The sequence below is a fragment of the Flavobacterium bizetiae genome (assembly GCF_902804475.1).
Lineage (GTDB): Bacteria > Bacteroidota > Bacteroidia > Flavobacteriales > Flavobacteriaceae > Flavobacterium > Flavobacterium bizetiae.
In genome coordinates, this window is the sequence record NZ_CADCSU010000114.1 from 36,126 (window position 1) to 50,383 (window position 14,258).

Annotated in this window: 13 protein-coding genes; 5 read left to right on the plus strand and 8 right to left on the minus strand. The window is 34.0% G+C overall.

Annotation, left to right across the window (positions count from 1 at the left end; all coding sequences use genetic code 11):
* Positions 1–47 precede the first annotated feature (47 nt).
* The 5 genes from fmt to FLACOL7796_RS16050 form a co-directional block, all read right to left on the minus strand.
* Entirely contained in the window at positions 48–995 is a 948-nt protein-coding gene (gene fmt / locus FLACOL7796_RS16030; RefSeq protein WP_173971739.1) for a methionyl-tRNA formyltransferase, read from the minus strand.
* A complete protein-coding gene (locus FLACOL7796_RS16035; protein ID WP_173971740.1) occupies positions 995–2,890 on the minus strand; it encodes a RecQ family ATP-dependent DNA helicase in 1,896 nt (631 codons plus the stop codon). The genes fmt and FLACOL7796_RS16035 overlap by 1 nt, the downstream gene beginning before the upstream one ends.
* A gap of 65 nt (positions 2,891–2,955) precedes the next feature.
* The gene (locus tag FLACOL7796_RS16040) at positions 2,956–3,489 is read right to left on the minus strand and encodes an AAA family ATPase (RefSeq protein WP_173971741.1); all 534 of its coding nucleotides are present in this window, start codon (positions 3,487–3,489) and stop codon (positions 2,956–2,958) included.
* 289 nt (positions 3,490–3,778) lie between these two features.
* On the minus strand, positions 3,779–4,456 hold the full coding sequence (locus FLACOL7796_RS16045; RefSeq protein ID WP_173971742.1) for a hypothetical protein: 678 nt from the start codon (positions 4,454–4,456) through the stop codon (positions 3,779–3,781).
* A gap of 15 nt (positions 4,457–4,471) precedes the next feature.
* The gene (locus FLACOL7796_RS16050) at positions 4,472–5,386 is read right to left on the minus strand and encodes a carboxylesterase family protein (RefSeq protein WP_173971743.1); all 915 of its coding nucleotides are present in this window, start codon (positions 5,384–5,386) and stop codon (positions 4,472–4,474) included.
* 283 nt (positions 5,387–5,669) lie between these two features.
* Here FLACOL7796_RS16050 and FLACOL7796_RS16055 point away from each other — a divergent pair, with 283 nt between their 5' ends.
* From FLACOL7796_RS16055 to FLACOL7796_RS16070, 4 genes are all read left to right on the plus strand, one after another.
* Entirely contained in the window at positions 5,670–5,966 is a 297-nt protein-coding gene (locus FLACOL7796_RS16055; RefSeq protein ID WP_173971744.1) for a DUF493 family protein, read from the plus strand.
* Positions 5,967–5,969: 3 nt separating this feature from the next.
* Positions 5,970–6,689, plus strand: a complete 720-nt coding sequence (locus tag FLACOL7796_RS16060; protein WP_173971745.1) for a DUF4290 domain-containing protein — start codon at positions 5,970–5,972, stop codon at positions 6,687–6,689.
* 195 nt (positions 6,690–6,884) lie between these two features.
* Entirely contained in the window at positions 6,885–8,198 is a 1,314-nt protein-coding gene (murA, locus tag FLACOL7796_RS16065; RefSeq protein WP_173971746.1) for a UDP-N-acetylglucosamine 1-carboxyvinyltransferase, read from the plus strand.
* A 149-nt stretch (positions 8,199–8,347) separates the two neighbouring features.
* Positions 8,348–9,223, plus strand: a complete 876-nt coding sequence (locus FLACOL7796_RS16070; protein ID WP_173971747.1) for a cation diffusion facilitator family transporter — start codon at positions 8,348–8,350, stop codon at positions 9,221–9,223.
* 384 nt (positions 9,224–9,607) lie between these two features.
* Here FLACOL7796_RS16070 and FLACOL7796_RS16075 read toward each other — a convergent pair whose 3' ends face one another.
* The 3 genes from FLACOL7796_RS16075 to FLACOL7796_RS16085 form a co-directional block, all read right to left on the minus strand.
* Positions 9,608–12,097: a DUF5686 and carboxypeptidase regulatory-like domain-containing protein gene (locus FLACOL7796_RS16075; protein WP_173971748.1), complete on the minus strand. Its 2,490-nt coding sequence runs from the start codon at positions 12,095–12,097 to the stop codon at positions 9,608–9,610.
* 70 nt (positions 12,098–12,167) lie between these two features.
* A complete protein-coding gene (gene aroQ, locus FLACOL7796_RS16080) occupies positions 12,168–12,581 on the minus strand; it encodes a type II 3-dehydroquinate dehydratase (RefSeq protein WP_173971749.1) in 414 nt (137 codons plus the stop codon).
* A gap of 151 nt (positions 12,582–12,732) precedes the next feature.
* Positions 12,733–13,293: a porin family protein gene (locus FLACOL7796_RS16085; RefSeq protein WP_173971750.1), complete on the minus strand. Its 561-nt coding sequence runs from the start codon at positions 13,291–13,293 to the stop codon at positions 12,733–12,735.
* Positions 13,294–13,580: 287 nt separating this feature from the next.
* Here FLACOL7796_RS16085 and FLACOL7796_RS16090 point away from each other — a divergent pair, with 287 nt between their 5' ends.
* Positions 13,581–14,102, plus strand: a complete 522-nt coding sequence (locus FLACOL7796_RS16090; RefSeq protein WP_173971751.1) for a porin family protein — start codon at positions 13,581–13,583, stop codon at positions 14,100–14,102.
* The last annotated feature ends 156 nt before the right edge of the window (positions 14,103–14,258 follow it).

Sequence of the window (14,258 nt, forward strand, 5' to 3'; positions counted from 1 at the left end):
GGTTGTTTGTCGGTGAAAATCAGGTAAAAACCCCTGTTTTATTGACCTTAATAGACCTTTGCGTTATCAGAAAAAGTTATCCCATTTAATAATTCTGCTACTTGCATTCTCTTTTTTCCTGGTAATTGTAAACTTAAAAGTTGAATAAAGCCGTCTTTGATCGCAATTTTAATTTCTTTTTTACTGCTAATCAAGCTTCCAACTTCGTATGAATGGCTTTCTGAAATGAGTTTTGCCTCGTATATTTTGATGCTTAATTCTTCATCTTTGTCTTTTAAGAAACACCACGAAGCAGGATATGGGCTTAAACCGCGAATTAAATTATTAATTTCTTCTCCGGATTTCGTCCAGTCGATCTTACAATTTTCCTTGTTTAATTTGTAAGCCGTTTTAATTTCGGCATCGTCTTCCTGAATTGTAGTTGTTACGTTTCCGTTTTCAATTACCTTTAATGTATCGATTACGGTTTTGCTTCCTAATAACATTAATCGGTCGTGCAATTGTCCGGCATTTTCTTCCGGTTCGATAGCAATTTCAGAATTTAGGATCATTGCTCCGGTATCTATTTTGTCATCAATGAAAAATGTGGTTACTCCGGTTTTTGTTTCTCCGTTAATAATAGCCCAATTGATAGGTGCGGCACCGCGATAATTGGGTAACAATGATGCATGAAGGTTAAAAGTTCCTAAGCTTGGCATTTCCCAAACCACTTTTGGTAACATTCTAAAAGCAACTACAATTTGTAAATTGGCGTTAAGCGCTTTTAATTCAGCAAGAAAGCTTTCGTCTTTTAAATTTGTTGGTTGTAATAAAGTAAGATTGTTTGCCAAAGCATATTCTTTTACAGCCGAATATTTTATTTTTTGTCCGCGTCCAGCCGGTTTGTCTGCAGCTGTAATAACGCCAACAACATCATAATTGTTTTTGATAATGGTGTCCAGAATGCCTACGGCAAATTCCGGAGTTCCCATAAATATGATTCTCAATTTTTCCATTATAATTTTAAAGTGTATTTATTGTTTGCCTGAATAGTAATATAATTGTTCTCCAGTAATTCCTGAAGTGCCAAAATTACATCATTTGCATCAAGTTTTATTTGGGTTTCAATTTCTCTCGAAGTCAAAGCTGCGGATTTTAATAAGTGCAGAATTTTATCTGCAATCGAATCAGCCTCGGTGATTTTGCCTTTTTGTGTAATACAATAAGAGCAAACACCACAATTTTCTTTGGTTTCTTCTCCAAAGTAATCCAAAATCAATCTGTTTTTGCAGGTTTTATTGTCCTTTATATAATGTAGTACAGATAAAAGCTGGTCTTTTTTAAGCTGATTTTGTTTTTCGAGATATTTAGCGACTCTGTTTATGGTAAGATTATCTTCGCGAACTTCATTAAATAATATAGTAGCGTCGTTATTTTTAGATTTGTATTCGATGATTTCTTTCTCTTTTAGTTTTTCTAAAACAGCAGAAACCTGAGCTTCGGTATGATGTGATTTTTTTGCAATGAGCGAAATATTAAACGGCATTTTCATTTCGTAAATTCCGGGATAAGTTCTCAAAATTGCTAAGATAATTTCTTCATCATTAGGATTCAGACTCATGTATCTAATTACTTCCTTCGATTCAATCAAAAACTGCATCGTAATTTTTTCAGAGAATTCCTGAGACATCGTAATGATTCCCTGTTGATTTAAAAACTGCAAGGCATTGTATGTTTTTAAGGTAGGGAAGTCATACTTCTGGCAAAAATGATTCAGTTTAAACGAAAAAGAATCGTCTAAACCTTCGCCGTAAGCAATCTGAAAATAATTGCAAAGCTTGACATACATTGTATTCAGGAATTTTTTATCCGGCAAAATGCTCAAAAATTGCTGTTCGGTTTGATTGCTGTCTGAAGAATTGGTTAAAACAACCGAAAATGCTTTTTCGCCATTTCGTCCCGCTCTTCCGGATTCCTGATAATAATTTTCTATGTTTTCAGGAAGCTGAGTATGAATAACCGTTTTTACGTTGTCTTTGTCGATTCCCATTCCAAACGCATTCGTGGCAACAATTACCTGCGCTTGTTCGGACATCCACAATTGCATGTTTTTGTCTTTTTCTTTTGCCGAAAGGCCTCCGTGATAATACGTCGATTTAAATCCTAAAGATTGTAATTGCGTCGACATATTCAGGCACGATTTTCTATTTCGTACATATATAATAGAAGGCTGCGGGTTTTTCTTTAAGATTTGTTCCGTTCGGTACAATTTGTCTTCGACTTCAAAAACCATGTAGGCGATATTTTTTCTTTCAAAAGATTGCTGAAAAAGTATCGGATCTTTTAATCCTAATTCTGTTTTAATATCTTCAATCACTCTTGGAGTTGCCGTTGCTGTTAAAGCCAAAAACGGAATCTTCGGAAAATGTTTTTTAAGTTCTGAAATCTTCAAATAAGCCGGACGAAAATCATGTCCCCATTGCGAAACACAATGCGCTTCATCAATGGCAATTAAATTTATAGGAAGATTTTTTAAGCGTTCTAAAATCCAGTCAGACTGAAGCCGCTCCGGAGAAAGGTATAAGAATTTGTAATTCCCAAATTGGCAATTGTCCAGAAGATCAATAATTTCCTCGGTGTGAATTCCGCCTGTAAGCGCAATCGCTTTAATTTCGCGTTTTTGTAAATTGGCCACCTGATCTTTCATCAAAGCAACCAGAGGAGAAACGACCAGGCAAATGCCTTCTTTCATCATGGCCGGAACCTGAAAACAAATCGATTTTCCGCCGCCGGTTGGGAGCAGCGCAAAAGTATCCTGACCATCCAAAACCGAGTCAATAATCTCCTTTTGCAACGGTCTAAAACTGTCGTGTTTCCAGTATTTTAAAAGAATTTTTTGCGCTTCAGGCATTGGTCTCGTTTTAAAGTTAAAAAATTTAGAAATCAGTTTCTAGTTTTGCAACTTTAAACACCTGCCTAAATTTTATCTAAGATATAAAGAATTCTGTTGTCAACCGTATCTTTTGGCACCTCAATTAAGTCGTAACCATATTTCTTATAGGTTTCAACAAGGTGTTTTTGAATGGTTAATGCCTGTTCGAAATTTTCGTAACGCTCTGTGTCGCATTCGTAAATTTCTTCCCAAGGTGGTAAAATAAAAGTTTTTGTGTATTTAAAATCCTCGCAGGCTTTTACAAAATGCTCCGGATAATCATCGCCAATATAATCCATATAGGCTACAACATCAGGAATTCCGCGATCTATAAAAACTACATTATCAGGTTCTTCAAGAGCGTCTTCGTATTGTTTGATGCGTCCTTCCAGCAACATTTCGCTAAATAAAAGAGGTTGTTCCAGAAACAATTGGTCGATACCACGTTGTTGTGCTTCGAGTGTAACTTGTCTTGAAATTTCAGGATAACAACAGTAGCCACGAGCCACTAATTCGTTGATTAGAGTAGATTTTCCCGTTCCCGGGCCACCAATGAGAACTATGATTTGTTTTTGCACTTTCTTAAAATAAAGCGCAAATTTACCTAAACTTATTGTATTTAAAAAGATTATTTTGCCTTGAGCGAATGATTTCGCAATTTTAGGTTATAAAGGTCCTGTTTTTGGCTAAAACTGGACTGAAGTCCAGCTCTACAAAATGAATCGTTCCTCTGGAACTCCAACGAAAAAGAGTCGTAGGCTTGGCAAATATTGTAGGGCTGGACTTTAGTCCAGTTGAGATGATATATATTGACGAATTTTAATTTTGAATAGCCGTTGGTTTCAACCAACGGAATAAAGGATTTGATTAGGTTTTGGCTTTAGCCGAATTATTTTTGATCTTTTTATCTTCAAAAATAAGCTTTAGGTCACAATATAAATAAATTCCAATAATTCCAAGCATTGGAATTGCTAATAGAAATCCTTTTTCTGGAATAATTGAAAAAATACTGATTAATATTAATGCAAAACAAAATGGGTAAGTAAATAATCTTGTTAGTATTTTAGATTTGGACCATTCTCGTTCTTGTTTGTCTTCTGTTTTGACACCAATTATTTTGTAAAAATCATTTAATTGCTCTTTTTTCTCATATTTAGATATTTTATTACTGACTAAATAACAAACAAAAGTTAAAAAGAGAAAAGCACTTATGCAGGCGAAGAAACGCTTGAATTCAAAATCAGTAAAAGCGTTTAATAGTAAAGGAAAGAAGAAGAACAAGGGAAATAATAATTGTGAAAACTTTGCAATTGGATTTAATTTATCAGTGGTTTTTATAAGTTTATTTTCAGAATTAAATTCAAAAGTGAAAATCGGATAGGACATTCCTGTGGTATTTGTTCTTTTCCACACTTTAATTGTATTCTCTTTAATTTCACCAAATGATCTATACTGTTTTGTAATTGAGTAAAGAAAATGATTCTTGATAGTGTCTTCTTTTTTGACTTCTATCAACTTTTGAATATCTGACTTAGTTATTTCCATTTTACTAATACAAGATTACTCACAAAACAAATATTTCCCATTACCCGCACCTTTCTTTTCTGAAGGAATAATAACGTGCGACTCAAATCTTTTTCCTTTCAAAACATCATTTACAAAATCCAGAACATATTGCTGTCCCTGATGAAAAAGATATCCTGAGAATTCGTGTCCGCCACCGCAAAAAGTAATCAGTTCAATGTCTTTATGAAGTTCATTCATATGATTGTAAACAGCGTAAGAACCAAATAAAATCATCCATCCCGAAGCATTTGTTGGGCACGAACGGTGCGAACCTGCATTGTAGGGAACCGTGTTGTCATTGTTTCCGTGTGCTAATAACATTGGAATCGCTTTTTCTTTCGTAATTAAATTGATATCCATAATAGCACCTGAACCTCCAATAAATCCGGCATATTTAAAGTTTTGAGGCAAATTGTTTTGATATAAATTCATGAGTTTATAATCCCAAAAGGAAGCATGGAAACCAATTTCGGCACCGGCACTAATACCGGAAATGAATATTTTTGATGTGTCGAGATTGTATTTATTTGCATTTTCAATCAAAAACGAAGTCGCCTGCCACATATCGCTCACGCCAAGTTGTATTGCTTTTACTTTTTCGGTTAGAGATCCTTTGCATCCAAAATCTTTTCCTTTCATATATAAAGTATACGAAATGCTGGCAACTGCGTAACCATTTTTAGCCATAAAGATTCCGAAGTCTTTCTCGCCCGTGCGTTCTCCACCAGAAAATCCTCCACCAAAAGCAAAAATGATTAACGGAATTTTTTCGTTAGCTTTCTTCTTTGGTAAATACAAATCAAGATCAAGTTTGATGCTGTCATTTTGGAAATAAGTCATCGTTTTGATCTCTTGTGCCTGAATGTTGTTGAATGTGAGTGCGATAAAAAGTAAAAGAATCTTTTTCATTATAGTGTAGTTTAATCTTTCAAAGTCGCTGTTTCGAGACTTTGAGGGTAAAGTATCAAATATAAAAGTTTTGCTATGAATTTAAAGGGTTTTCACGAACTTTAACTTTAGAATGAACCAAAAATCAGTAAATCTTGCGGGGAGATTTACCGCAATATAATTAGTACCGATTGTTAAAATAAGCAACAAAGAATCTGCTCTTTACTCCATAAAAAAAATCTAAAATCTAAAATCTGAAATCTGAAATCAAAAACGTATATTTGCGTTCTATTTTAATGAGCAAATGGAGAACGATAAAGAAAAAAACACCGCCGAATTTTACGAAAGATTAAAGGTTGAGTTAGATAACACAAATACTTGGCCTGCAGAATATTTGTATAAATTTATAGTGCCTTCGGTTGACGATAATGTTGATCGGGTTGAAAAAGCTTTTGACAGTATGGGCGCCGTTATTAAAACAACAAAATCTAAAACAGGTAAATTTACCAGCGTTTCTGTAGATGTTACGATGCATAGTGCTGACCATGTGATTAGCAAATACAAAGAAGTTTCTATTATAGAAGGTATAGTTTCATTATAAATTATGGTTGAAAAGTATAAAAAAGAAGTCGCGAATGACGTTGTTTTTAATTTAGAATACAATTCTGAAAGACAGCGTTTACTTATTCCGGAATATGGTCGTCATTTGCAAAAACTGATCGATCAGGCAACTATTATCGAAGATGATGAAACGCGCAATAAAGCTGCGAAATACATTATTCAGGTAATGGGAAGTTTGAATCCGCATTTGCGCGATGTACCGGATTTTCAACATAAATTATGGGATCAGCTTTTTATCATGTCTGATTTTAAATTGAATGTAGAATCGCCGTATCCAATTCCGTCAAGAGATGTATTGCAGCTTAAGCCGGATGTTTTACATTACCCGCAAAATTTCCCTAAATACAGATTTTATGGTAACAATATCAAATACATGATTGATGTTGCCAATAAGTGGGAAGATGGAGAAATGAAAAATGCATTGGTATTGGTAATTGCCAACCATATGAAAAAATCATATCTGAGCTGGAACAAAGACACGGTAAAAGATGATGTGATTTTCGAACATTTATACGAATTGTCAGGCGGAAAAATCAACTTGTTGCAAAGCACAGAAGAGCTTTTAAACACAACTGATTTATTGCGTACCAATAAACGTATGTCTAACAAAATCACGCCACCCGGACAACCAAAAATCCAAAGCAACAAAAACAATAAAGGCCCGGGAAAACCAAAACCTTTTCAGAAAAATAATCAAAAGTAAAAAAGGGACTAAGATACTAAGCAGCTAAGATGCTAAGGTTTTTTACGAATAGAAAAACTTAGAACCTAAGAACCTTAGCACCTCAGAACCTTAAAAAAAACAATCAGAAATAAAAAAAAGTGCTAAGCAGCTAAGCGACTAAGAGCAAAACTTAGAACCTCAGAACCTTAGTAACTCAGAACCTAAAAGAAAAATATGGGAATTTTTAAAATCGAAGGAGGAACTCCTTTAAAAGGAGAAATCACTCCGCAAGGAGCAAAAAATGAGGCATTACAAATTTTATGTGCCGTGCTTCTAACGGGGGATAAAGTAAAAATTAATAATATTCCCGATATTATTGACATCAATAAATTAATCACTTTGTTGGGTAATTTAGGAGTTAAAATTCAACGCAATGAACCGGGGTCGATTACGTTTCAGGCTGATGAAGTTAATGTAGGATATTTAGAAACCGAAGCTTTCAAAAAAGAAGGAGGAGCGCTTCGTGGTTCTATTATGATTGTTGGACCATTATTAGCACGTTTCGGAAAAGGATATATTCCAAAACCGGGAGGAGATAAAATTGGTCGTCGTAGATTAGATACACACTTTGAAGGTTTTATTAACCTTGGAGCAAAATTCAGATACAACAGAGAAGATCACTTTTACGGAGTAGAATCTCCAAAAGAAGGATTGAAAGGAACAGATATGCTTCTTGACGAAGCATCAGTAACCGGAACAGCGAATATCGTTATGGCTGCTGTTTTGGCAAAAGGAACAACTACAGTTTACAATGCTGCTTGTGAGCCTTACCTGCAACAATTGTGTAAAATGTTAAACTCTATGGGAGCTAACATTACAGGAGTAGGTTCTAACTTATTAACTATTGAAGGTGTTGAAAGCCTTGGAGGATGTGAGCACAGAATTTTGCCTGATATGATCGAAATTGGTTCTTGGATTGGTCTTGCGGCTATGACAAAAAGCGAAATCACGATCAAAAATGTAAGCTGGGAAAACTTAGGTTTAATCCCAAACACCTTTAGAAAATTGGGTATTACAATCGAAAAACGTAATGACGATATTTATATTCCTGCTCACAAAGACGGATATGAAGTAAAAACAGATATTGATGGTTCTATTTTAACCATTGCCGATGCGCCTTGGCCAGGATTTACTCCTGACTTATTGAGTATTGTTTTGGTTGTGGCAACACAAGCAAAAGGCGATGTTTTAATTCACCAAAAAATGTTCGAAAGCCGTTTGTTTTTCGTGGACAAATTAATCGATATGGGAGCAAAAATTATGTTATGTGATCCGCACAGAGCTGTGGTTATGGGACATAATTTCGAATCTCAACTAAAAGCAACAACAATGTCATCTCCGGATATTCGTGCGGGAATCTCATTATTAATTGCAGCGTTATCGGCAAAAGGAACAAGCACAATTCAAAATATCGAACAAATCGATCGTGGATACGAGCGTATCGACGAGCGTTTAAGAGCCATTGGAGCTAAAATTGTGAGAGCATAAAACGTAAAATATTTAGTTAAATAAATATTCAAAAAAATAAACCATTAAGAAATTAAAGGAAATTAAGATCACAACATCTTAATGAATCTTGATATCTTAATGGTTTTGATATCTTAAAACTTGATTTTAAAATCCTTTAAGAAGCTCAAATGACAGATGAACAAAAAGCTGTAAAAGCTACTATATTTAGTATAGTTGGAAACACCTGCTTAGCCTTGGTAAAAGGACTGGCAGGTTTTTTTGGCAATTCATACGCCTTAATTGCAGATGCTATAGAGTCTACTGCAGATATCTTTTCGTCGTGTTTGGTATTATTCGGAATCAAATATTCTAATAAACCGGCAGATGAAAATCACCCGTACGGTCACGGTCGGGCAGAACCATTGATTACCTTTTTGGTCGTTGGTTTTTTAATTACCTCGGCAACAATTATTGGGTACGAAAGTATTGCAAATATTCAAACTCCACACGGATTACCAAAATCATGGACTTTGTATGTTCTGGGTGTTATTATCGTCTGGAAAGAATACTCTTATCGATTGGTAATGAAACGAAGCAAAGAAACGAATAGTTCTTCATTAGCTGCCGATGCCTGGCACCATCGTAGTGATGCTGTAACATCAGTTGCTGCATTTATCGGGATTTCGATCGCGCTAATTATGGGAAAAGGGTATGAATCAGCAGATGACTGGGCGGCGCTTTTTGCTGCTTTTTTTATCTTATATAACAGTTATAAAATTTTCAGACCTGCGCTTGGCGAAATTATGGATGAAAATTTGAATGATGATTTAGTAGAAGAAATCCGTATTGAATCCCTAACCGTTGTAGGTATTCTGGGAACCGAGAAATGTTTTATCCGTAAAGCCGGAATGAAATATCATGTAGATCTTCATGCCATAGTATCGGCTAAAATTTCGGTAAAAGAAGGACACGATCTGTCGCACAGACTACAAGACACCTTAAAAGAAAGAATTCCTGAATTAGGCAATGTCCTGATTCACATTGAACCAGATGATTATCACTAAAAAAAGGTGCAAAGGTTCAAAGTTACAAAGGGACTAAGGTTTTCTTTTGTAACGATAAATAAAAAAATCCGCTTATTCTAAAAGAGTAGACGGATTTTTTTTGGCGTTACCTCCGGCCCGGGCTGTCCGCTGTATCTTTTTATTTTTAAAGAAAAAATAAAAAGGATGCCGCTTCCATCCCTAACGCGCACTCAGGTAATGAGAGTTTATATGCAAAAGCAATACACAATCTTGTCATCCCGAGGAACGAGGGACCTTCGCAAGAAATACCACAATCAAAATCGCCAATCTTTGTCGAGTTACTAACGAAGATCCCTCGTTCCTCGGGATGACAAGATTGGGAAAAAAAACTTAGAATCTTAGAACCTTAGCACCTCAGTACCTTTAATCTAATACGTTCAAAATCTTCAACCCAAATACGACACCATTTTGTTGAATACCGCCTTGATAAGAATGTACATAATCGACTCTGAACAGTTTAAATTTCCCGAAACCAAGATTATCCAAACCAACGGTAAATTCAGTATAAGGTTTACGATCCGGAATGGCCAGCGAATGAAAACCAAGATTCATGGTTGATTTTAAAAGATTCAAAAGCGGAATTTTATTCATAATATATCCCATGTCATTGTGTTCTAAATGCATTTCGAAATAGCTGTCGTTGGTGCTATTGGCGTAATATGGCATTAGGTTAAAAACATTCAGATAACGTTCGCTTGTTCCTATATGCGTTTGATTTCCGTTAAAATGTCTGTAATCGATAAACGAAATATTTTCGGCATTAAAGAACTTTCCTGCTCTTAAATTCATTCCCAGAGTTCCTTTATTGCCTAATGATAAATCGTAAACAACAGAAGCTCCAATGCGTTCAAATTCGTATTTTTTCTCGCTCGCGGCAAATGCTTTTTCGAAAGCTAAAAATACAGTTGGATATTTATCATTTTTAATATTGTATCTGCCGTCAGGTCTTGAAATGTATTTGTTGCCAAAGTTAATTCGGGTACTTATTACGGCTTTAAATAAATGATGTGGATCAAAAGCCGGTGTTGTAAAATCATTTGGTGCCAACGGATTATTAGAAGAATAAATATCATCTTTTTTAAAGAAAGAATAATCAGTTGTATTAAAGAGGGGTTTTCGTTGCTCGTAACCCAATTTTCCAAATAAGTTTACGCCATTTAGAATGTTTTGCGAATAGCCAATCTGAGCATATTCCAGATTATACAATTTCATATAATTGTCCTTAAAAAATAAAGAACTTACAGAGTTGACCAGCTTACTTATGGGTTCGGAACCATTAAATTGAGCCACTTTTGTTCCTCCCGAAACATTCATAGTGGCAAAATTTATGTTGTTGAACTTATGTGTAAAATCTCCGGTAATCCTAAATCGCTCATCTGAAAAACCATAATTAAAAGTCGTGCTTATCGAAGTGCTTTTACCTTCGTCTTCATTCCATTTTTTAAACGAGAAACCAGAATCTAAATTAAAACCCTGAATGGTATTAAAACTTAAAGAAGCGATGTTTAATAATCCTTTGTAATCAAACGAGTATTTTTTGAAAGTGTTTTTATAATCATATCCCATTAAAATATCGGTGACTTTAAACTTATTGTTTTTTGTGTCTACCGAATCCATATATTTTTGAGATTTTCTGATGGTTTGCAAACTGTCTTTTTTAGTATAATCCGTACTTTCTTCAATGGTTAGCGGAATTGGCCTGATCTGATTCCAGAAAGCGTCATCTTTTTTGTTGGCATTGGCTTCAAAAGCAACAATTTCATTTCCAAAAGTTTTCTTCTCAAACGAAGCTGGAAACTCATAATTAGAATATACATAATTAAATTTCCCTGAGAATTTTACGCCAAAGATGCCCGCATTAAAATCCAGCGTTTGTGCGTTTTTTGTCCAGATTTTATTTTTTGTGTTGTAACTAAAGCTTTGTTTTAGGGTCATGACTTCAGTAAATTCATTCTTCATTCGGTACCCTTTTATATCTAAATCCAGGGCATAAATGGCAAAACTATCGTCGACAATATAAATATAACCCTCAAAAACAGGTTCTTTATCACGTTTTGGTATTACTTTAATTTTGTAAACCTGCTGATTGTTATCATCATAAAATGTTCCTTCGAGCTTGTATTTGTAATAGCTGAAAGCGTTATCAGCAATAGGAGAGATGAGCTTAACATCAAAGTCAAGTGTGTTATCATAAAAATCGTAGGTCGATAACGAAGCAGTGTTATAACTATATCCTTTATTGTTTCCGGAAATTTTAGAAGCAATAATTTTCTCTTTTAATTTGTCCGGTTTTTCAAAAGTAATTTTAGAAATTGTTTCAGATAAATATAAAATTCCTGTTCCTGTCGAATCCAGATTGGAGGCCATATCCTGACCAAGATCTACTTTTTTGCCCAGAATTTTTTTCGGCAAATCTTTCACTTTAAACATTCCCTTCGAATAAAAATCAGCCGTATATCGTGCCGTTTTATCTGAGTTGTCTTTTTTTTCTGCTATAGCACTTCTGATAATTGCATCGGCAGGATTTTTTTTAGGATCAATTACAACCTCGTTTAAGGCAAAGCTTTCTTCCTGCATTTTGATGTCTAAAACAATTGTCTTCGAATCGCCGGAAACATCTACTTTTTGAGTCTTGAAACCTAAGTATTGAAAAACGATTTTGTTTTTACCAACCTTCTTTATGTTGAGTTGGTATTTTCCTTGTTCGTTCGAAGTAGTTCCGCTATAAGTGTTTTCTTCAAACACAGAAACAAAGGGCAGGGGATTCCCTTTTTCATCGGTTATAGTTCCCTTTATTTGGGCAAAATTGGAAATTGAAAAAAATAAAAAGGCTAGTAAAGTATAGTTTTTCATGTAAGTGGTTTGTCTAACAAAAATAGAATAAGTTAAAAATGAGCTTATTAAAAATTTGTTAAATAAATACTTATAAAAAAGACTGAATGGCCAGATTGTAACTTTTTAAACCAAAACCTAAAATAACACCTTTTGCATTTCCGGAAAGATATGATTGATGTCTGAAACTTTCGCGTGCATAAGTATTCGAAATGTGTACTTCGATTACAGGTGTTGTAACTGCTTTGATTGCATCTCCTAAACCAATTGAAGTATGGGTATAAGCGCCCGCATTCAAAATGATTCCGTCATAAGTAAAACCGAATTCTTGAATTTTTCCAATTAATTCGCCTTCGATATTACTTTGATAATACGAAAGTTCGATGTTTGGATATGCTTTTTGCAACATTTCAAAATAATCTTCAAAAGTCTGGCTTCCGTAAACTTCGGGTTCTCTTTTTCCTAGAAGATTTAAATTGGGTCCGTTGATAATAGCGATTTTCATATTTAAGTTATTTTGAAAAAATATTTTTTTATTGATATTAGAATTGCAATTTACATTTTAATTGATTTTGCAATTGGTATTGAACTGTGTAAAAATAAAAAAACCGTTCTAATTAATAGAACGGTTTTTATAAAAGTATGTTATATATTTTTTAGAATAAGAATCCTGCAGAAATTTGGAAAGTTGAGTTTTTAACATCAGCATTTTTCGAAGCCTCTGTTAATCCTAAACCATAACGACCTTGAAGGAAAATATTTTTAGTAAGCTTTACACCTAATCCGGCATTAAGACCAAATTCGAAAGTTTCTCCATCCTTAACATCAAAATCATTTTTTTCACTTAATAAAAATGATGCCTGAGGACCAACTTCTAAGCTGAAAGTATTATTTAAGTAAAACTTAGCCATTACTGGAATAGATAAATATCCTAATTCATTTTTAAATTCAGATACTGCATTTTTGTATGTTGCACCTTGTGTAGAATATAAAAGCTCTGGTTGAATAGAGAATTTTTCTAATAATTTGATTTCTGCAACTACACCCACATGGTAGCTAGTAATTCCGTCTTTATCAAATGCAACTCCTTCCAGACCTGCATCACCCGTCTGACTAGCAAAGTTAACCCCTGCTTTAACTCCAAATTGTAGTAATTGTGCTTGCATTGTAGCTGATGTTGCTAGGAACAAAACAGCTGCTAAAATTATTTTTTTCATAAAAGTGTTTTTTAAAATTTGGTATTTTTTAACGTTATCTATTAGTCAAAACTACATTATTTTGATTTTATTGTTTTACATATTGGTTTAAATAATTAATAAAATTCGCACTCATTTCTGTTATTTCTGCTCTTTATTTTATGTTTTTGTCTTTAATCCTTTGAATTTCAGTTTTTTGTTTCATTATCAATTCTGGCTTATTTTGATACTTTTCAGTCTTCCTTTGGACTTTTTTTAACAAGTATAGGATTATTTTTATGAAATAATAACAAACAAAAATTGTAAACATGAAAAAAATTATTTTAGCTGCTATTGCAGTAATGACAGTTGGTTTTGCTAGTGCACAAGAGCAAACTAAAAAAGGAAAATATCTTATAGAAGGTAATACTTCTTTTGGAGGAAATGGACTTGGTAATACAGGTTTTGCATTGAGCTCAGAAGATGGAGAAACACAATGGAACATTGGAGCAGAAGGTGGTTACTTTGTTATGGATAATTTGGCTGTAAAAGTTGGTTTAGGTTATGGTGATACCGGAGCTGATTATGGAGGTTCTATTTTTTCATACAAAGTAGGAGCAAAATATTATGTAATCAACAAAATTCCATTTGAACTTTCTTATACAGGAGCAAGCGTAAAAGATGCAGATGAAAATCCATCTTACTTAGGAATTCAGGGTGGTTACGCATGGTTTGTTGGAAACAATATTTCTATTGAGCCTGGTGTTCGTTATAATGTAACATTAAACGACAATTATGGTACAGGTAAAGATGTTCTTCAATTTAATATTGGTTTTGCATTGCATTTCTAATACCAGAATTACACTATTTTTCAAAAGCCTTCCTAAGTATTTAGGAAGGTTTTTTTGTTTAGGGTTGTTTTGTTTATAACAAAATAAGAGTTGTTAGTTTGTCTCTAGTAAGGTTAACTGTCTAATTACCACTTTATTTGTTAAAAAGCAAATTAT